This window comes from Frankia sp. EI5c, assembly GCF_001636565.1.
In the GTDB taxonomy this organism is placed as follows: domain Bacteria; phylum Actinomycetota; class Actinomycetes; order Frankiales; family Frankiaceae; genus Parafrankia.
Map to the genome: position 1 here is coordinate 26,254 of NZ_LRTK01000085.1, position 19,483 is coordinate 45,736.

General features: G+C 69.6%; 11 protein-coding genes, 1 tRNA gene and 3 pseudogenes. 12 read left to right on the forward strand and 3 right to left on the reverse strand.

Annotated elements, in window-relative coordinates; translation table 11 throughout:
* Both UG55_RS42290 and UG55_RS23020 read right to left on the reverse strand, forming a co-directional pair.
* Positions 1 to 1,028: pseudogene (locus UG55_RS42290) on the reverse strand (nickel-dependent hydrogenase large subunit); the annotation flags it as partial.
* Complete coding sequence (locus UG55_RS23020) at positions 1,025 to 2,209, reverse strand: hydrogenase small subunit (protein WP_066072937.1); 1,185 nt, start codon at positions 2,207 to 2,209, stop codon at positions 1,025 to 1,027. The gene UG55_RS23020 and the pseudogene UG55_RS42290, both read right to left, overlap by 4 nt.
* Before the next feature lie 463 nt (positions 2,210 to 2,672).
* Here UG55_RS23020 and UG55_RS23025 point away from each other — a divergent pair, with 463 nt between their 5' ends.
* From UG55_RS23025 to UG55_RS23080, 12 genes and pseudogenes are all read left to right on the forward strand, one after another.
* On the forward strand, positions 2,673 to 2,969 hold the full coding sequence (locus tag UG55_RS23025; protein ID WP_066072939.1) for a HypC/HybG/HupF family hydrogenase formation chaperone: 297 nt from the start codon (positions 2,673 to 2,675) through the stop codon (positions 2,967 to 2,969).
* Between the two features lie 202 nt (positions 2,970 to 3,171).
* Positions 3,172 to 4,410, forward strand: a complete 1,239-nt coding sequence (locus UG55_RS23030; protein WP_242424968.1) for an LLM class flavin-dependent oxidoreductase — start codon at positions 3,172 to 3,174, stop codon at positions 4,408 to 4,410.
* Positions 4,407 to 5,616 (forward strand): LLM class flavin-dependent oxidoreductase (locus tag UG55_RS23035; RefSeq protein WP_242424969.1); only part of this gene is annotated, 1,210 nt, incomplete at its 3' end. The genes UG55_RS23030 and UG55_RS23035, both read left to right, overlap by 4 nt.
* Positions 5,617 to 5,695: 79 nt before the next feature.
* Entirely contained in the window at positions 5,696 to 7,060 is a 1,365-nt protein-coding gene (locus UG55_RS23040) for an NtaA/DmoA family FMN-dependent monooxygenase (protein WP_066072945.1), read from the forward strand.
* Positions 7,061 to 7,250: 190 nt separating this feature from the next.
* Positions 7,251 to 8,402: ATP-binding protein (locus UG55_RS30275; RefSeq protein ID WP_206779411.1), on the forward strand; the 1,152-nt coding region annotated here is incomplete at its 3' end.
* 543 nt (positions 8,403 to 8,945) lie between these two features.
* Positions 8,946 to 9,102 (forward strand): annotated as a pseudogene (locus tag UG55_RS47985) (serine/threonine protein kinase); the annotation flags it as partial.
* Position 9,103: 1 nt separating this feature from the next.
* Positions 9,104 to 9,307, forward strand: a pseudogene (locus tag UG55_RS47990) (hypothetical protein); the annotation flags it as partial.
* 1 nt (position 9,308) lies between these two features.
* Positions 9,309 to 9,911, forward strand: a complete 603-nt coding sequence (locus tag UG55_RS47995; RefSeq protein ID WP_396230985.1) for a serine/threonine-protein kinase — start codon at positions 9,309 to 9,311, stop codon at positions 9,909 to 9,911.
* Positions 9,912 to 10,386: 475 nt separating this feature from the next.
* Positions 10,387 to 11,145, forward strand: a 759-nt coding sequence (locus UG55_RS30285) for a helix-turn-helix domain-containing protein (RefSeq protein WP_206779412.1), incomplete at its 3' end; no start/stop codon positions are given.
* Between the two features lie 602 nt (positions 11,146 to 11,747).
* Entirely contained in the window at positions 11,748 to 12,476 is a 729-nt protein-coding gene (locus UG55_RS23060) for a toll/interleukin-1 receptor domain-containing protein (protein ID WP_066072970.1), read from the forward strand.
* 3,731 nt (positions 12,477 to 16,207) lie between these two features.
* Positions 16,208 to 16,876: a GPP34 family phosphoprotein gene (locus tag UG55_RS23075; RefSeq protein ID WP_066072955.1), complete on the forward strand. Its 669-nt coding sequence runs from the start codon at positions 16,208 to 16,210 to the stop codon at positions 16,874 to 16,876.
* 196 nt (positions 16,877 to 17,072) lie between these two features.
* Positions 17,073 to 17,157: transfer RNA gene (locus tag UG55_RS23080), tRNA-Leu, on the forward strand.
* A 587-nt stretch (positions 17,158 to 17,744) separates the two neighbouring features.
* Here the strand turns inward: UG55_RS23080 and UG55_RS29235 are convergent.
* Positions 17,745 to 18,173 carry a hypothetical protein gene (locus UG55_RS29235; protein ID WP_157901547.1) on the reverse strand — a complete coding sequence of 143 codons (429 nt, stop codon included), beginning with the start codon at positions 18,171 to 18,173 and terminating at the stop codon, positions 17,745 to 17,747.
* Positions 18,174 to 19,483: the final 1,310 nt, after the last annotated feature.

Below are 19,483 nucleotides of genomic sequence, written 5' to 3' on the forward strand. Positions count from 1 at the left end.
GGTGACAGCGCGGCGCCCTCCCGCTCGTAGCGGAACCACGAGTGGGCCACCGACTCGGTGATGCCCGCCGGGTCGAACGGCTCCACCGAAAGGCTCCCGCTGCGGATGACCCCGCCGGGGAAAAGCCCGTCCCGGGGCGGCCGGGCGATTCCCGGCGGGGACGGTGAATAGTCACCGAAGACCATGTAGGAGCCCAGGCCCCGCCCGTAGGTCGTCCATTCGGGATACGCGCCGGCGATCGCCTCCAGGTCCGGCAGGAACACCTGGTCGACGAACTCCAGCCCCCGCCGCAGGATCTGGGCCACCTCCTGCAGCGTGTTCGCGTTGATGGCGTCCTGGCTGTTCAGGTCGATCGGGGACGCCATTCCGCCGACCACGTAGGTCTGCGGATGCGGGTTCTTGCCGCCGAGCAGCGCGTGCACGCGGATGTAGTCCCGCTGGAAGTCGAGGGCGTCGAGATAGTGGCTGAACGCCACCAGGTTCATCTCCGGGCTCAGCCGGTAGGCCGGATGCCCCCAGTACCCGTTGGTGAACGGCCCGATCTTTCCGCTCTCCAGGAAGACCTTCAGCCGGGTCTGCACCGCGGCGAACAGCCCGGCGGTGGCGCGCGGATAGTCGGAGATCGACTGCGCCAGCGACGCCGCGGCCGCCGGGTCGGCCCTCAGCGCCGCCGTCGGGTCGACCCAGTCCAGCGCCTGCAGGTGGTAGAAGTGCACCACATGGTCATGCACGCACAGTGACGCGGCGATGATGTCCCGCAGCAGCCGGGCGTTGCGCGGCGGCACGGCGCCGACGGCGTCCTCCACCGCCCGCACCGAGGCCAGCGCGTGCACCGAGGTGCACACGCCGCAGATCCGCTGCGCGAACAGCCAGGCGTCCCGCGGGTCCCGGCCGGTCAGGATCGTCTCGATGCCGCGCCACATCGTCGAGGAGGCGAAGGCCTCGGTGACCTGACCGCCGTCCACCTGCACCTCGACGCGCAGGTGGCCCTCGATCCGGGTTACCGGGTCGATGACAAGCCGACTCATTTCACCTCGCCCGTCTGTGTGTCACTGGCTGCTGTCGCTGACTGCCGCGCGGCTTCCTCAGCCCGCTCGGCTTCCTCGGCGTGCTCGGCGGCCCGGTCCGCGGCCTGTTTCTCCCGGCGGGCGGCGACCTTGTGCTGGACGACCTTGCCGACACCGTGCGCCGCGAACCCGGTCGCGGTCGCCGCAAGCACCCCGACGCCGATCTGGTCGGCGGTCAGGTCGAAGCGGGACGTCGCCACGTGCGGCAGCCGGTCGTAGAAGGGGGACATCGTGTCCCAGAAGTTCGGCTCCGAGCAGCCCACGCACCCGTGCCCGGCCGCCACCGGCCAGGACGTCCCGCCGTTGAACCGGACGCTGGGGCAGTTGTGGAAGGTGCTCGGCCCCTTGCAGCCCAGCCGGTAAAGGCACCAGCCCTTGCGGTGGCCCTCGTCCCCCCACTGCTCGGCGAACTGGCCGGCGTCGAAATGGCCGCGCCGCTGGCAGGTGTCGTGGATGCGTTCCCCGTAGGCGAACAGCGGGCGGCTGAAACGGTCCCGCGCGGGAAACCCGCCGAAGCTCAGAAAATGCACGATGGTGGCGGTCAGGTTGTCCGCGTTGACGGGGCAGCCGGTCAGGTTGGCGACCTCGACCCCGCTGACGACGTCCTCCACCCGGACCGCGCCGGTCGGGTTCGGGCCGGCCGCGGGAATACCACCGAAGGCCGAGCAGGTACCGACGTTGATGATGCCGGCGGCTCCGCGGACCGCCGCCCGCAGAATGTCCTCGGCCGAGCGTCCCCCGATCGTGCAGGACCCGGGAATTCCGGTCGGGATCGAGCCTTCCACGACCACCAGGTGCCCGCCGGCGGCCACCGCGTCGTCGCGGGCCTTCTCCGCGGCCGCGCCGGCGGCCGCCATCACCGTCTCGTGGTAGTCCAGGGAGATCATTCCCAGGATCAGGTCCGCCACCGACGGGTTACGCGAGCGCAGGAAGGCCTCGCTGTCACCGGCGCAGTCCTGGAACTCCAGCCAGATCACGTTCGGGCGGTCGACGCTGTCCAGCGCGTAGGCGACCTTCGGTGCCAGCTGCGGCGGCAGCGCCAGCGTCGCGGTGACACCCGCGCAGAACCTCAGGAACGACCGCCGGTCGACGCCCGCGCCCGCAAGCCGCGCGGACAACGACCGGCCGGATTCGCTCGCCATTCGGGTGCCTCCCGCCCGGGGCTGCCCCCCAGTGCGTCCTGTTCGGCTGTTTCGACTGTTCGGCACTTCGGTGTTCGGTGTTCGCTGTTCGGTGTTCGGTGTTCGTGTGCGGCGGTTCCGGTGTTCCCGTTCGGGNATAACCGCCGGCAGCGCGGCGCGGCGCTTTGTGCGAATGGACGGTAGTGCCCGCCGCGGTGCGGAACAGGAGCCGCAACGATGGCCCGCGGGAGTCCATCTGAGCCGAATGGGCGGGCCGAATGTCCCTTGCTCCGCCGGGAACCGCGGCGAAGAATGACGCGGTACATGAGCCGGTGGAACAGCGCCGGGCCCGCGCCTGCGGGAATCCGGCTGCCCGGCCGTCATCCACCGTTCGACGAGCGGATCGCAGCGGACTGACGGCGGCAGGCGGGCCTCGGCCGTCGCCGGGGCCGCCGCCGCCCGGCCGGAAGGGGGGTGCGGCGCCGTGTGCCTCGGGATACCGGGCCGAATCGTGGCGACCGTCGATGTCGCCGGCCTGCTCATGGGCACCGTCGACTTCGACGGGGTGACCCGCGAGGTCTGCCTCGCCTACGTCTCCGACGCGCGGATCGGTGACTACGTGATCGTCCACGTGGGCTTCGCCATCAGCATCGTCGACGAGGCCGAGGCGCACCGAACCCTGGAGATGCTCCGCTCGCTGGGGGACGTCATCCAGGAGGAGCTCGCCGCGCAGGACGCGGCACCGCCGACACCGCGAGCCAGGCCGACCGGTAGCAGTTGACGGCTGCTAGCAGTTGACGGCTGGTCAAGGGATGGACCTCCCGGGCGTCCGCCGGCCGGGACGGCGGCCGCCGACGGCGCCCGGGGGCACTGGACGGGGTGCACACCCGGGCCTATGTTCACTACGTAGCTGGACAAAGTGGTGTTACTCGTAGTGACCTTGCCGTAGATCCCGCCATGGTGATCGAGAGGGCGGTGGCCCGTTGTCCTCACCTGGAGCTGTTCCCCTGTCAGTGCTGGACCTGGCACCTCTCATCTCCGGCTCGTCCGCGGCCGACGCGTTGCGGAACACGGTTGACCTGGCCCGCAACGCCGAGAAGTTCGGCTACCGCCGCTACTGGCTGGCCGAGCACCACCTGACCCCGGGCGTCGCCTCCGCCGCGCCGGCGGTGCTGATCGGGCTGGTCGCCGCGGCGACGGAACGGATCAGAGTCGGCTCCGGGGCGGTCCAGACCGGCCACCACACCGCGGTCGTCATCGCCGAGGAGTTCGGGACGGTCGCGCATCTGCACCCCGGCCGGGTCGATCTCGGCCTCGGCCGGTCCAGCATCGGGCGGCTGCTCGAACTGGCGGCCCGGGCCGGCGGCGGAGCCAAAGCCGCAGGCGGAGGCGCAGGCGCAGCCGGAAAGGCAGCCGGAGGCGACGCGGCGTCCGCGAGCGGGCCCGCGGCCGAGCCGACCGCCGGGAAACCGCCCGGGGCGGCGTCCAAGCCCGCGGCGCGGGTGGTCGAGGGTCTGCTGGTCCCGGCGCCGCCGGCGCTCACCTTCGACGTCGAACGCCTCGGCCGGCAGCTCCGGCTCGTCGGTTTCCGGGAGGACCCGGACGACGACTACTCCGGCCTCGTCCGCGACATCCAGGCCTTCATCGCCGGCTCGTTCCGCACCGAGGACGGCACCGTGCTCTCGGCACCCGCCGCCCAGGGAGCGGACCTCGAGATCTGGATTCTCGCGTCGAGCGCGGGCGGGAGCGCGCGGACGGCGGCTGAGCTCGGGCTGCCGCTGGGGGCGAACTACCACGTCGCCCCGTGGGGTGTGCTCGACACCGTCGAGGCCTACCGGGCGGCGTTCAGGCCCGGGGTGCTGGCGAAACCGTGGGTGATGGTCTCCGCGGACGTCGTCGTCGGCCCGGACGACGCCAGCGCGCGGCGGCTGGCCAGCGGCTACGGCGCCTGGGTGGCGAGCATCCGCGCGGGGCAGGGCGCGATCCCCTACCCGAGCCCGGAGGAGGCCGCGGCGGCCGGCCTGAGCGAGGCGGACCGTGCCCTGGTGGCGGACCGGGTCGACACCCAGTTCGTCGGCTCGCCGGAGACCGTGGTCCGCGGCCTGCGGACACTGCGAGACGTCACCGGAGCGGACGAGTTGCTCATCACCACCATCACCCACTCCCACGCCGACCGGGTGCGCTCCTATGAGCTGCTCGCCGAAGCCTGGAACGACCAGTGACCGCCCGGGAGCTCGGCCTCGCCGTGGCGCTGGACGGCTGCGGGTGGCATCCGGCCGCCTGGCGTGAGCCCGACGCCCGACCGAACGAGCTGTTCACCGGCCGCTACTGGACGGATCTCGTCCAGGCGGCCGAGCACGGCCGGCTCGACTTCGTGACGATCGAGGACACGCTGGCGCTGCAGTCGTCCCGGCGCGACGGGCCGGACGAACGTCTCGACGCGGTGCGGGGCCGGCTCGACGCGGTCCTCGTCGCGGCCCGCGCCGCCCCGCGCACCCGCGGGATCGGCCTCGTCCCGACGGTGGTCGTCACCCACACGGAGCCGTTCCACATCTCGAAGGCCATCGCCACTCTCGACCATTTGAGCTCCGGGCGGGCCGGGGTGCGGGTGCGGATCTCCGGGTCACCGGGCGACGCCGCGCACTTCGGCCGGCGGGACGTCCCGCCGTCGTTCTGGTCGGCAGCCACCTCGGCGGCGGGTTCCGCCACGGCGGTGGGCTCGCCCGGGGGCGCCGGCTCGGCCGAGGCCGGGGGCGCGGGTTCGGCCGGGGGGCCGGCGGCGGCCTTCGTCGCGGACCTGTTCGACGAGGCCGCCGACTACGTCGAGGTGGTGCGCCGGCTGTGGGACAGCTGGGAGGACGACGCGGAGATCCGCGACGTGGCCACGGGGCGGTTCATCGACCGGGAGAAACTGCACTACATCGACTTCACCGGCCGCTGGTTCAGCGTCCGCGGCCCGTCGATCGTGCCGCGGCCGCCGCAGGGGCAGCCCCCGGTCACGGCGCTGGCCCACGCGACGCTCCCCTACCGGTTCGCCGCCCGCTCGGCCGACCTCGTCCACGTGACACCGCGTGACGTCGAGGACGCCGCGAGAATCCGCGCCGAGGTCGAGGCGGAAGGGGCGGCCGCCGGTCGTCCGGCGGCGTCGCCGCGGGTCTGGGCCGACCTCGTGGTCTTCCTCGACGACGACCCGCGCCGGGCCGCGGCCCGCCGGGAACGCCTCGACGAACGCGCCGGTCTGACCCGCCCGTTCCGCTCCGACGCACACGTGTTCGTCGGCACGCCGACCGGTCTCGCCGACCTGCTGGAGCAGTGGGCCGGGGCCGGGATCGACGGGTTCCAGCTGCGGCCCGCGGTCCTCCCCACCGATCTCGCCGCGGTCACCCACGGCCTGGTGCCGGAGCTGCGCCGCCGCGGCCTGTTCCGCCNCGAGTACGAGCCCGCAACGCTGCNGGCGAGGCTGGGGCTCGGCCATGCGGTGAACCGCTACGCCGCCGGAGGTGCCCGATGAGCCGGCCGACCAGGCAGATCCACCTCGCCGCGCACTTCCCCGGGGTGAACAACACGACCGTGTGGTCCGACCCGAGGTCGGGCAGCCACATCGACTTCGACTCGTTCGTCCACTTCGCCAGGACGGCGGAGCGGGCGAAGTTCGACTTCCTCTTCCTCGCCGAGGGGCTGCGGCTGCGGGAACAGCGCGGCCAGATCCACGACCTCGACGTCGTCGGACGTCCGGACACCTTCACCGTGCTCGCCGCCCTCGCCGCGGTGACCGACCGGCTGGGCCTGGCCGGCACCATCAACTCGACGTTCAACGAGCCGTTCGAGGTGGCCCGCCAGTTCGCCAGCCTCGACTGGCTCTCGGACGGCCGGGCAGCCTGGAACGTCGTCACCTCCTGGGACGCCTTCACCGGCGAGAACTTCCGCCGGGGCGGCTTCCTGCCGGAGGAGCAGCGGTACGAACGCGCCGAGAGCTTCCTGCGGGCGGCCTGGGCGCTGTTCGACTCCTGGCAGGCGGACGACCTCCTCGCCGACAAGGAGTCCGGCGTCTTCCTCCGCAGTCCCACCGCGGGCTCCTTCGAGCACAAGGACAACCACTTCGACATCCGCGGCCGTTTCACCGTGCCCCGCTCCCCCCAGGGCCGGCCGGTGATCTTCCAGGCGGGCGACTCGGACGCCGGCCGCGAGTTCGCGGCCGCCGCCGCCGACGCGATCTTCAGCCGGCACAGCGAGTTCGACGCCGGGCAGGCCTTCTTCGCGGACGTCAAACGCCGCCTCCCCCGGTACGGGCGGGCCCCCGAGGACCTGCTCGTCCTGCCCGCCGCGAGCTTCGTCCTCGGCGACACCGACGCCGAAGCCCACGAGCAGGCCGCCCTCGTCCGCCGCCAGCAGGTCAGCGGTGCCACCGCGATCCTCATGCTCGAACAGCTGTGGAACCGCGACCTGAGCGACCACGACCCGGACGGCCCGCTGCCCGCCGACGACCCGCTGCCCGGTGAGCACACCATCGCCAAGGGCCGGGCCAGCGTGCGCATGTTCTCCGACCGGCTCGCCACCGCCCGCCAGTGGCGCGAGCTGGCCGAACGCCGCGGGCTCAGCACCCGGGAGGTCATCATGGAGGTGACCGGGCGGCACACCTTCGTCGGCAGCCCGGCGACCGTCGCGGCGACGATCAACCGGTTCGTCCAGGAGGAGGCGGCGGACGGGTTCATCCTCGTCCCGCACATCACGCCCGCGGGCCTGGACACCTTCGCCGACACCGTCGTCCCGCTGCTGCAGGAACGCGGCGTCTTCCGGGCCGACTACGAGGGCACCACCCTGCGCGACCACCTGGGCCTCGTCCGGCCGGCCACCGACCGCGGGCGGCCCTAGAAAGGTTCCCGCCGTATTCGGCCAGGATATCCGTATCCGCACGTCCGACCGCCTCCGCCGAAATCCCGACCGGCGAAACCCATGCCGCTTACCTGAGTGAAGCCCGGGCCAACTGCGGTGCGACGAGCACCGGCGGGACCGCGAGGTACCGAGCGCCGCCGCACCGTGACCATCACGGTAGGGTAACGGCATGACGGGGAGCAGCGTCTTATCGTCCGACCTCCCACTGTCGGACACGTTCCGCTACATTCATGGCCCGCTCGTGGAAGAGAATGCTCCCGGCCATCTCGGCCATGGCACGCTGGCCGACACACTGCGGGAACGGCTGAGGCGATCCGACGGCGGCGCCTTCCTCGTCACGGGTTTTCGTGGGGTGGGCAAGACCACGCTCGTGCGGTCGACGTTGCGGGCACTCGCCCGGGAGGACACGCGGCGCCGGTACCTCACGGTCTCGTTGAACGTAGCCCGGCCGATCAGCAGCAACGAGTTCCTGTTCGCGGTGATGCGACGGGTCGTGGAGACCCTGGACGACACCGGCCTGCTCGGCGCGCTCGAGGAGCCGATCAGGAAGTCGATTCTGCTCGCCTACGCCCGCACGTCGATGTCGTTGACCGCCCGCTCCGAAGAGGGCCACGAGCTTGCCCGGTCGTTTGCCGCCGCCGGCCAGCTCCCTTTCGCCGGCCTCGCCCCGAAGCTGGAACGAAACACCAAGACCACGCGGTCCCTGGCCACCGAGGCGTCTTTCCTCGCCTATGCCGACGCGGACGTCGAGCATGACTTCCTGCGAATCGTGGACCTGCTGCGCTGGTCCGGGCACCGGCGTTCAGGCCACCCTCCGCGGCGGCGCTGGCGACGTCGGCGCTGCGCACCGCCGATCCACCTCGTCGTTGTCATCGACGAACTGGACAAGCTGACCAGCAGCCCACGCGGCGCCGACTGCTTCGACGAGATCCTGACCGTGTTCAAGAACGTGCTCACCGCGAGCGCGGCCCATTTCATCTTCGTCGCCGGCGTGGATGTCCTCGACCGGGCCACCACCGACAGCACCTTCGGTATCGGGATCTTCGAGAGTGTCTTCTCCTGGCGCGTGTACGTGCCCTGCATCTGGGACGGCGGCAGGAACGTCCTGCGGGAGGCGAGCGGCTGGCGAACCACCGATGCGGACTCTTTCGACCTCGTGGCCGGCTATCTGGAGTACAAGGGGCGCGGGGTACCACGCCGGCTCATGCAGGAGCTGAATGACCTGGTCCTGTGGAACGACGGCCGACCACTCATCCACCTGAACCCGGACAGCCGAGAACGGCTCAGCCTGTACGCCGACCTGTCGACGATCCTCGACACCNTGCTCGGGCGGTCCGGCGGCGAGGGGCGCAGCCTGGAGGAGGACCGGTTCCGGCTGGGCGCCTACTACGTGGCCGACTGGGTGCTGCGCAGTGAGGGCGGCGTCTTCACCGCGACAGACGTCGTCAGCGGCGAGAGTGCGCTGTCGCCGCTGCTGTCGTTGTCGGAACGGCGGGTGGACCTCGTCCTGCGGCATCTCGCCGGCGGCGGGGTCATCGAGAACCAGCGGCCGGAGTCGTCCGGCGACGGCACGCTGGTGGGCGGGGTCTCGCAGGCGCGCATGGCGAGTTACCGACTCAGCCATGAGATGCGCCGCCGCGTACTGCGCGTCGCGCGCGCGAACGAGCGGGAGAGCCTGGATCTTCTCGGTGGCGTCATTGCGGGCGGTCCCGCCGGCACTCCGGGGGCACGCCCCGCGCCGGAAACCACCGGCACGAATCTGTGGCGGAGCCGACGTCCGGCGCCTGGCTCGGTCCGGCCGGCGCCACCGGAAGACCCGGAGGTCAGCTCGACCTCGCCTCGCGTGCCCAGATCGGAACGGTTCATGGGCGGCGAGCGCTATGAGCTGTTGGACGTCCTGGGTGTCGGCGGCATGGGAACCGTCTACGTGGCCAGGGACACCCGCCTCGGTGTCCGGCGCGCAATCAAGGTGCTCAGTTCGACGTTCAACGGTGAAGAGGAAGCCCGCACCCGTTTCCTGCNGGAGGCCAGGATCGCACTTCGACTCGACCACCCGAACATCGTCCGCACCTACCAGCTCCTCGACGAGGTGGACGGCCGGCTCGGGATAGTCATGGACCTCGTCGACGGCCTCGGGCTGAACCGGCTGCTACGCGAGATCAGGCCCCGGCCCAGCGCCGCCGAGGCGATCCAGATAGCGAAGGGAACTCTCCGGGCGATCGAGTANCTGCACAACCTCGACATCGTCCGGCTCGACGTGAAGCCGAGCAACATCATCATCAGCACTGACGGCCGGCCCGTCATAATCGACTTCGGCGTCGCCCGCAGTTTCGAGCGCGACTCCACCCAGGTGACCGGGGACGGACTGGTGGGAACGCCCGCATACATGGCTCCCGAGCAGATCACCGGCCAGCCCGTCGACCACCGCACCGACATCTTCTCGTTCGGGCTCGTCCTCCTGGAGCTTTTCGGCGGCGCGCATCCCGGCGCGGGCAGCATCGAGAACGTCATGTTCCGCCGGGTGTACGAGGATGTCGACGTGGCCCCGCTGACCTGTTCCCAGGAGCTCAAGGCGCTCATCCGAAAATGTTGTCGGCGCGACCGCGAGCTGCGTTACAGCAACGGCACGGAGCTGTATCAGGCGTTACTCGCCGTCCCCGAGGAGAATGCGACACTCCCGCCCAACGCCTTTGGCTGGGTCACGTCCCGCGTCAGTGACGCCGGAGGTGACCCGGATTCGACCGCCTCGCCTGGTGAGCACGGTTCGGGGATTCCTCGCTTCCGCCCGTCCGACCCCAACGACCCGAACTCCACCCGGGTCCTCATCTGAGGGTGCCCGCGTGACCGCGCCGGGTCACCACGGGACCTTCCCGTAGCGGTCGACGAAGGAGTTGGTCGGCCCGTCGGCGTCGATCGTGGCCAGCGCGACGATCGCGTCGGTGCCTTCGGTGACCGTCTGGGGGGCGGGGCGGGTCCCGACTCGGCCGCCGCCNAGGCCCTCCGCCTGGTGCAGACGATCTACCTCCAGGACCTGACACACCCCGACCCGGCGTCCTCGACTGCCCGCCTGCAGTCGGTTCTTCGTAGGGCGCGCCACAGCCACCACCGACATTCCCGATAAGCCGGACATCTCACTGATGTCGGCAGGCCGTGAAATTTCGGCGCCCCGGCCGCGGAACGCCGGGAAAGAGGAAACGGGAAACCTCCCGCACCCGAACTATCTCCACACTCCGACTGCCACACTTGTCCTGCGGGACACTCAGCTGATCGAACGGACAACCGCGGATGTTCGGACAGCGACGGAGGTGGCCGTGACCGGCTGGAATCAGCTTTTCGGGCGCGAACTGCGGAGGAATCGCCTGGCCGCCGGCCGCACGCTCACCGAGCTCGCCGCCGCGATCCATTACAGCAAGGGGCATCTAAGCAAGATCGAACACGGAACGAAAGCCCCCAACAGGGAACTCGCCCGCCTGTGCGACGCGGAACTGCGGACTGGTGGTGTCCTCGTCGAACTACTTTCCAGCAGGGAACCCGAATCCGCTGCCGGCCGGTCACCGGACCAGGACGGAGACGACGAGGAGGTTTGGCTCATGCGACTTTCCCCAGATGGCGCGAGCCAGTTCCAGTATATCGGCAGGCGAGCGCTCATGGCCGCCGGAGTAGCCTCCGTGATGGGTATCGGAAACAGCCAGCAGCTCACCGTCGGCAGCAGATCAGGTGATGCCAGTTCCGGGCTGGAGACCATTCCGGATGTGGAGGTATTCCGCACGCTGTTCGACAACTATCGGCGGCTGGGCCAGTCCGTCAGTCCGGGCGTCCTGCTGCCAGCCCTCATCGCACAGACACACACGCTGCGGGAGCTCTCCACCCAGGCCGGTCCACGTGCGCGGCAGGACCTCCTCCGCCTCGGAGCGCGCTATGCGGAGTACGTCGGCTGGCTGACGCAGGAAACCGGGGACGACCAGGCGGCCATGTGGTGGACGCAGCGGGCCGTCGAACTGGCCGCCGCGGGTGGCGACCCGCATCTCGCGGCCTATGCCAAGGTCCGCCACGCGTTGATCGCCNTCTACCGGGAGGACGGCGCCGAGACCGTCGCGCTCGCCCGTCAGGCGCGGGACGGTGCTCTCCCGCCGCGGATCCGGGGCCTTGCCGCGCAGCGCGAGGCACAGGGGCATGCGATCAACGGCGACCATGACGACTGCCTGCGCTGCCTGGACGAGGCCCGTGAACTGCTCGCCGCCGCCGCGTCCGACGACGGTGCGCCCGTCTTCGGGACGACGCACCTCAGCGACCCGGTGGCGATGAACACGGGTTGGTGTCTGCTCGATCTCGGCCGCCCGAGGCAGGCGGCCGAGACGCTGGACCGGGAGATGGCGCAGGTCCCTTCGCATGCCCTGCGCACCCACGCCCGCTACGGCACCCGCCGAGCCCGAGCTCACGCGACGGCCGGCGACATCGACCACGCCTGCGAGCTCATCGGCCGCGTCCTGCCGCACGCGCTGACCGTGAGTTCCGCGACCATCGCGGCCGACCTGCGGCTGCTGGCACGCACCCTCGCCCGCTACGCCCGCAATCCCTCGGTCCAGGCAGTGGCCCCCAACCTGAACGCCGCGCTGAACATCGTGGCCCCATCGTGACCCCGCTCGTGATCCCAGAGGAGCAGACCGTGTCCGACATCTTCATCAACTATCGCACCGAGGATGGAGACAAGACGGCCCGCACGATCGACCGGGAACTCTCCGGCCGATTCGGAACCACGCGGGTGTTCCTGGCATCGAAGTCGATCCAACTCGGCCGGCGGTTCGACGAGGACCTCCTCGTGAACGCCCGGCGGTGCGCCGTGCTGATCGCCGTGGTGGGGCCGAACTGGGCCACGTCGGCCGACCTGCACGATCCGGCGGACTGGGTCAGGCGGGAGATCCTGGAGGCGCACCGGAGCGGGAACCTGGTCATCCCGGTGCTGGACGGCCGGAAGGTCGACCGGTTGCGCCCATCCGACCTGCCCAGGGACCTGCGCTGGTTCGCCATGGGCCAGTCGTATCGTCTCGACGAGCACAACATGGAACGCGACCTCCGGACTCTCGGCGACAAGCTGTGTGAGCTGGTCCCGGATCTGTGCCGGAATGACGGCGACAAAGCGGGGACCACGGCGCCGGCTCCCCCGGTGAACTCCGCCGGCGACGTGTACGGGACGGCTTTCGTCGGAAGTACGGTCGACGGCGACGCCGGTACGGTCGTGAAGGGCAACAGCGGACCGGTGAACACCGGAAGCGGTAGCCTGGTCACCAACTCGCCGCATTTCGCCGGTGGCAACGTGAACTACGTGGCCGGTGCCCAGCAGGGAAACCTGAACCAGGCGTCCGACGTCCCGCCCAGCATGCCGAGCCAGGAATGATCGGAAGAACCGTCTCGGTCAGTGCCTCCCACGGTCCGGTCAACACCGGCGACGGATCACTGACCGTCGACAACTCGATCCGCTACTACGGCGTCGAGGTGCCGGCCGGGGCGCGGTGGGCTCCTCGGCGCGTCGCCNGGGATGAGCTCGAGCGCCTGTACGACCGCTTCGTTCATCCGGCGCGCTACCGGGAGGCCCGGGAGAAACTCCTGAGCTGGCGGACCGTTCTGCTCAGCGCGGCACCNGGCAGCGGGCGCACGGCGGCGGCACAGGTCCTCCTCCACGACCTTGCCTGCCTGTCGGGCACTCTGCACGAACTGACCGCGGCCCCGGAGGACGAACGAGGCCCCCTTGCCCGCGAACGGGTCGGCGCCGGCGACCAGATGTGGCTGAATCTCGCGAACGCGGACGACGTTCTCTGGGAGCAGGTCCAGAGTGCGCTGTCGTCATTCCGGGAGACGCTGCGGGAGCGTGGCGCCTACCTGGTCCTGATCCTCCCCGAGAGGAGGCACCGGCTCCGGGCGGAATTCGAGTTTCTGCGTGTCGAGATCGGCAGGCCGCTCGAGACGGAGGTTCTGGCGAGGCACCTCAGAGCGTCCAAGATCGACCTGGGTGAGAGCGTCCCGCTCGCCCCCTTCGCCGAACGGCTGGGCCCGCGCCCCTCGATGCGGCAGGTGTCGCACCTCGTCGCGCTCACCTGCCGCGCGCGGGACCAGGCCCGCCCGGACGAAGGGCCCGCCGCCTGGCTCCAGCGGGCCTCCGCTGCCGTGACCGATCAGTCAGGCAAGGTGCGGGACCTCGTCCGGAAGCTTCAGAGCGGCTCGCAGCGAGCACTTCTGCTCACGGTCGCGATGCTGCACGAGTCCGAGCTCCACGAGATCCAGCTGGCCGCCGAGATGATCCTGCGGGTGACAGCGCACCCACCCGCCGACCTGCCCNTGCTGGCACAGGACGACCTGGCGNCCCGGCTCGCGACGATCGGCGCGCAGGAGGACCAGGACGGCCGCGTCAGTTTTCTCGAACTCGGCTATGACACGACGATCCGGGAGCACTTCTGGAACAGCAGGCCCGATCTGCGGCCACATCNGATCAACTGGATCGATCAGCTGGCCCGATCACCCGGGATATCGGATGACAGCCNGGCGGAACTCGCCGCGAGAGTCGTCGACCAGTGCGTTCTGGAGCGCTATCCGGACGACTTCTCGGTCCTTATGAGGCATGTACAGAAATGGGCAACCGGGCAGGTCGACGATCCAGGTGCACGCGCCGCCAGCCATGTTCTCCGCCATGGTTTGTCCCATAAGGACGCGGCCGTGACGTTCCGGCAGAGGATCTATTACTGGTCCATCGAATCAAAGCTGCACCCGTGCCTGGTGCGGATTCTNGTCGAAATGTGTGCGGAGGTGATGGCGGAACGTCACTCGGACNAGGCGATGGTGCGACTACACCACCTTGCCCGACGCCACCGCGGCATGGCTTCACCCTACGCGGCACTACTACGGACGGTCGCCGGTTCCCAGAGCCTGCGACGGCAGATGTTCGAACGGCTCGCCNGAACCTTCAGGCAGGGGAAGATGCCTGACCGGGCGCGTTGGGAGGTCGACACCGGGCTCTTCCTCACGCTGTCCGCCCCGGCGGGTCTCACCGACGCTCCTGACCGGGTCGCTCGCCNGCTCCTCGACGAGTTGGCCGTCCGCGAGCACCTGGCGGCCTGCTGGCGCGGCGTACTGGTCGAGGACCAGGTGCTCTGGAACGAACGGGTCGAGAGCTGGCTTGAGGCGGCGGCCGGTTCCCAGCGCTATCGCGAGGTGCTCCTTGAGCTGCTGGTGGTCTCCTGCGACCGCCAGGTAGCCCTGCTGGCCCGGCTCTACGGGGTGGCCTGCTCCTGGGCGGACGCCGCGGGCGCCGACGCGCTCCCGGCGCGCGGCCACCTCACCGCACAGCTGCGGCGGAAGATCCGCGCCGCCCGACGGGGCGTGTTGACCCGAGAACCAGTGTGAGGAGACATCACCGTGCCAATCCGCCGCGGAACCGTCGTGGCCATGCTCGTCGTCGGCGGCGGCCTGGTCGTCATTCTGATCGCCTTCTGGGGCCGGCCGTCCTGGTCCACGGTTCCGGTGCTACTCGCGCTCGCCGCGCTTACCGCCGGATACCTGATTCTGCGCCAGGCGAGGCAGCGGGATTTCGCCCCCCGCAGCAGCCCCGCATTCTCCGTTCCCGCCCCCGCGCCGCCACCGGCAAGGCCACACGAGCTCCGGCTGAGCGCGGTCCGGGTGCCCAGTGACACCGCGGACTACGACTTCCTGTTGTCGGCGACGGTGCGATGGGCGGTATACGAGCCCGCTCAGGCAGGCATGCTCGGCAACCAGGCAGGCGCCGCATGCGAGGCGATCGTCCAACGCGCCCGGCTGGTGACCCAGCACCGCTCCCCCGCCGGCGCGTCGTTCGTGGAACAGGAGCTTGGCGGTCGGCTCGGCGGCCTGGAGCGCGACCGTTCCGGGCAGCTGCTGGTGATGGCCGACAACATTGAGCTCGTCCTCTCGCGGGGGGATCAGGAACGCCTCGACCGCCTGGCGGAGATGCGTAAGGACGAGGAAGTCTGGAAGTACGAATGGCGGTGGGAGCAGACCAGGCGTCAGTACCTCGCCGACGACGTGCTCAAGGACATCGGCAGCACGGTCGTGTGGTGGCTGGCCCGCAACGACCATCACGTTGAGCGCACGGTTGGGGATCTGCACCAGCTCGCCCGGCTCTCCGCCGCCGCGAACAACCACGACCTGCCCGACTGGTTTCGCCAGCTCGCCTTCCCACCAGCCCCGGAACCCCTCCCCCAGGCCGATGATCCTGACGGNGACGACGACCCGGAGGCCCACCACCTGAACGCCATCCCCTTCCAACGCACTCCCGACACCGCGGTCAGCCACCTCGACAGCCTGCTGGACGCCGCTGGCCTCACCGACGATGCGCAACTGCGCCGGATGCTGGCCGACCAGATCATCGATCTCTTTGACGAATACCAGCTGGCGGACTTCGCGCAGAAACTCCGACCGACGCCTCCCAGCGGTGTTCCGGGCGAACCAGCGCCGGAGCGGCAGCCCGCGGTCCAGGAGTCCGACCAGTCCACCGCAAGTCCCGAGCGTGACGCCGACGAGAGCCTCGGCACCGAGACGGACACGGACACGGACACGGATCGTTCGGCCGGCCTGTCGGCCGAAGACGACGCGTCCTCTCCTCCAGCTGGATGGCGCCCCCTGACCACACCCGACGGCGGCTGAGCGCGGGCGGCCCCCGAGGACCGTCCTACGCCGGTGGGCGGCATCACAACAGAAAGACAATCGGAGATGGTGTGTTAAGGGCGGCAGGGCGGGCATGTCGGGTTCAGGTCGACGACAGGACGACGAGGTCCATGCGGGACGAAGGACACGACGAGGCCCGAGGAGGAAACAATGAGGTTGCTACGACGGCTCCGCAATGAGGTCCGGCGTGACGTGAACGCGGCCGACCGGTCGGCGGCACGGGGTCTGCGGCGGTTTCGGCGGCGGCCGCGGAACCACACGACAGCCGGCGGCCGTTACTGACGCCAGACCACGACGCCGGTCCGGATACGCCGCCCGCCCACCGTGTCACGGTGGGCGGGCGGCGGCCGTTCGGTCGCGGCTGCCGGAGACGCCGAGCGGCCGGTCGCCGTCACCGCCAGCGGCGGCAGACCGAAACCATCTTGGGGGCTGACCATGCTCATCGCCGAGGAACTGCTTCTGCTCGCCCTCGACCCGGTCGAAGGCTCGACGGTGAACTCGTCGCGGCAACCGCTGACCATCAGCCTGAGCGGCGCGCTCATCGCCGAACTCGGCCTCGCCGACGGCGTCGTCGTGGACGGCAAGAGGTTCCGGCCAGCGGGGCGACCGCCGGCCGACCCGCTGCTGGCCGCGGCGCACCGAGCGATCGGCGAGGTGAAAGGCCGCCGCGCCGCCGACCAGCTACGCGGGCTGGACAAAGCCCTGGGCGGGGTGTGGACCGCGGTGACCGACCGTCTCACCGAAGAGAAGATCATCGGACGGGAACGGCGGCGGATACTGCTGTTCCCGGTCACCCGCCATCCGGTGCTGCGCGCCGATCTGCGCGACGACGTGCTGCGGCGGGCCCGGGAAGCCGCACGCGGCAGCGGCCCGCTCGACCCCCGGACCGCCGCACTGCTCGCGCTCGCCGGGCCGTCCCGCCTCCTCGAAGTCGTGGCCCCCGACCGCGCCCACCGCAGACACGCGAAGGAGCGGATAGCCACGGCCACGAACGTGACGCCGGTCGCGCCGGTCGTGACGCGCGTCCTTCAGGAAGCCCAGGCAGCGACGACCGCGGCGATCGGCGCGAGCGTGGCCGCGACCGCGGCGATCGGCTCCTCCTGACCGTCCCACCCAGGCGCACCGCCGACCGTCCGCATCCGCGTGGACGGGTAGCGGTGGCCCGTGGCCCCCGCCGGGGCAGGCCGACAGGGAGTCACGACCTGCGCTTGATCCGCTGGTGGTCGGGCGTAGCGTCAGTCACCCGCGCGACCGTGTAGAGTCATCTCCGGTGCGGGCGAGCAGCCCAGAACCACACCTTGTCCGGGTGGCGGAATGGCAGACGCGCTAGCTTGAGGTGCTAGTGCCCTTTATCGGGCGTGGGGGTTCAAGTCCCCCCTCGGACACAATCCATTACCCGTGGCGACCTTCGCCGATCTTCAGGTCGACCCTTGCCATGTTGATCATGAAGATAGACCAGGCGTAGCTGGAGCGAGTGGTACAGATCCGTCGTGTCGGCGGACTCCGCTTCCGCCAAGGCGCTGGCGATGTCGCCAGGTCAGCCNCGCGCTACTGGCCGATCTCGCCCACGGCCCAGTGGCACCCGAGGTCAGTCAGCACTACGTCCGCGACGTGACCTCCGAGGAGGACGCCGGCACCAGCCGGACCGGCCGCGGTCCCGCCGTCCTCGCCCTGTTCCGGCCACCGTCGCCGACGCCGCACTCGACCTTCACGGCTTCCGCCGACAACCGGGACAGACCGCTGTCAGCGGCGATCTACCCACAGAACCGATCAAAACGCGAGCATGACGCAGCCCTGGCCGCTGGCGTGCCCAGCGTCCCCGGAATGCAGCAGCGCCGCTGGAGTACTCCGCCCTACGGCCTCCCGCAGCGCCAATCACGTGCAGCGGCTTTGTTGCATCGGCGGAGTCCGCTTCCCGGCAGCTACCGCCGACGCAACAGAGCCGCTCGCCCCGTTCGTGAAGCGGAAACTACTAGCAGGTACGAGTCACGCCGCCGGTCACTGCTACCGGTTCATCGTAGTAGTTGACGGCGTCAAACCATGTGCGCGACCGGTACAGACCTGGCCCCCCAGGGCAACCGGCAAGCGCGTCCAGCTGGACAGATGCATTTGATGTCGTGAAGCTGTTGTGCGCCGACTCGACCCACTGGCCAGTGTTGGAGTTGTATTTATCAAGGTACGTGTGAAAAACGCCGGGGTGGCCGGCGTCGCAATTCATACCGCCTCCACCGCGAACTTTTCCATTGTAGACATCCGGCGCATAGGAGTAAATTGTGCAATCCATCCACGTCACCGTCGGCGCGGCTTCGGCGGGTGCCACAAAGGAGGAGCCGGCGATGAGTGCGACCGGACCACAGGCTCCAATTGTGGCTCGGGCGATGTTCCGTCGGGTGATATTCATAGTTCAGCACCCTCTTTTGTGACCGAAAATTGCGAGTCCAGTACCGAATAAACTTGAGCGAGCAATTCCCGCAGTGTTCACAAAGGTCGACGTCGCAGCGCGCCACTGGCAGGTGAAGCATGAGATTTACCCGCGTCGAACTTGGTTGTTCCATGCGACTCGTCAGCCTGGGACGGGTGTAAGCGTGACACAGTACGACCCCATGTGTCCAGTGTCCTGAGTTCATCGATTCGCCGGCTGTACGCGGCGCGGGTCTCCAGCCGTTCGTCCGCGGTCTTGGCCCGGACGAACGGCTGCGGTCAACGTCCGGGCGTTGGACCACCGCCGGATGTCGGCTTCGAGTTCGACGACCGACCGCTGCGCCGGTCGACGCTGCTTGCGGTTGGCCAGCTCCGGAAACCAGCGTTCCACCAGGTCCGTCAACGACGCCGATGTCGGCGTGAACTGCAGGTTGCGTCGAAGGTGGCCCAGGAGCCACTGAGGCGCCACATTTCTCCGGACAGCCGCCCCTGCCGGAAGGGCCGAGATGACCGGTCATCTCGGCCCGGAGCGCCCTTTCCAGAACCACCTGCCATCAGGTTCAGCAGACCATCGCCGCGCCGCCGTCGTTCGTGCCACCCGCCTTTGCTTTCACCCACAAGCTGTCGATCATATGCGGGGGGACACTTCCGCGATCACCTGGACCGCAATCACCTGGACCGGCGCATCATCACGCGCGCGTCGCTTTACATTTGGTGGCCACAAGATGACCACTTCCGAGCGATCGGTCACGGTAGGTCGAAAAATGGCCACCTACGGATTACCGCTTCGCATGACACGCCACGACCCGCCACCTGCATTGGAAGGAGAGGACAGTTCACTAGCCTCTTCGCAGTCCGGTTGTCGGCTCGAAGCACAACTCCGAGGTCAGTCGCATGATTCGCCCGAAATTCTCCGTGGCACGGTTCTGCGGGCATTCCGCCCGACCCGGGAGTGGTCCGAGCCTGTTCGGCCGCCTACTCGCGCAGGTTATTGTAGTGCTACTGATCTGTGGCGCAATGTTCTCATTCACGACGGCGGCCGCATTTNCCCAGTCACCGAACCTGTCATTTTTCAAGTTCGCCAGCCCGGCCGAGTTCACCGGAGCCGGCCAGACAATCACCTACACCTACCGGCTGATAAATTTCGGCGGAAGCCCCGAGGAGCTGTCGAACATAGCGGTGGTCGATGACAGGCTCGGGCCGATCACCTGCCCGGCGACCACCNTCCCACCGGGCGGCATCATGGACTGCACCGCGCAGTACACCACCACCGAAGCAGACGTCGCGGCC

Coding starts and splice junctions, on each gene's coding strand:
- UG55_RS23020 (WP_066072937.1), bottom strand. CDS start 2,209: ATGGCGAGCGAATCCGGCCGGTCGTTGTCCGCGCGGCTTGCGGGCGCG.
- UG55_RS23040 (WP_066072945.1), top strand. CDS start 5,696: ATGAGCCGGCCGACCAGGCAGATCCACCTCGCCGCGCACTTCCCCGGG.
- UG55_RS23075 (WP_066072955.1), top strand. CDS start 16,208: ATGCTCATCGCCGAGGAACTGCTTCTGCTCGCCCTCGACCCGGTCGAA.
- UG55_RS29235 (WP_157901547.1), bottom strand. CDS start 18,173: ATGAATATCACCCGACGGAACATCGCCCGAGCCACAATTGGAGCCTGT.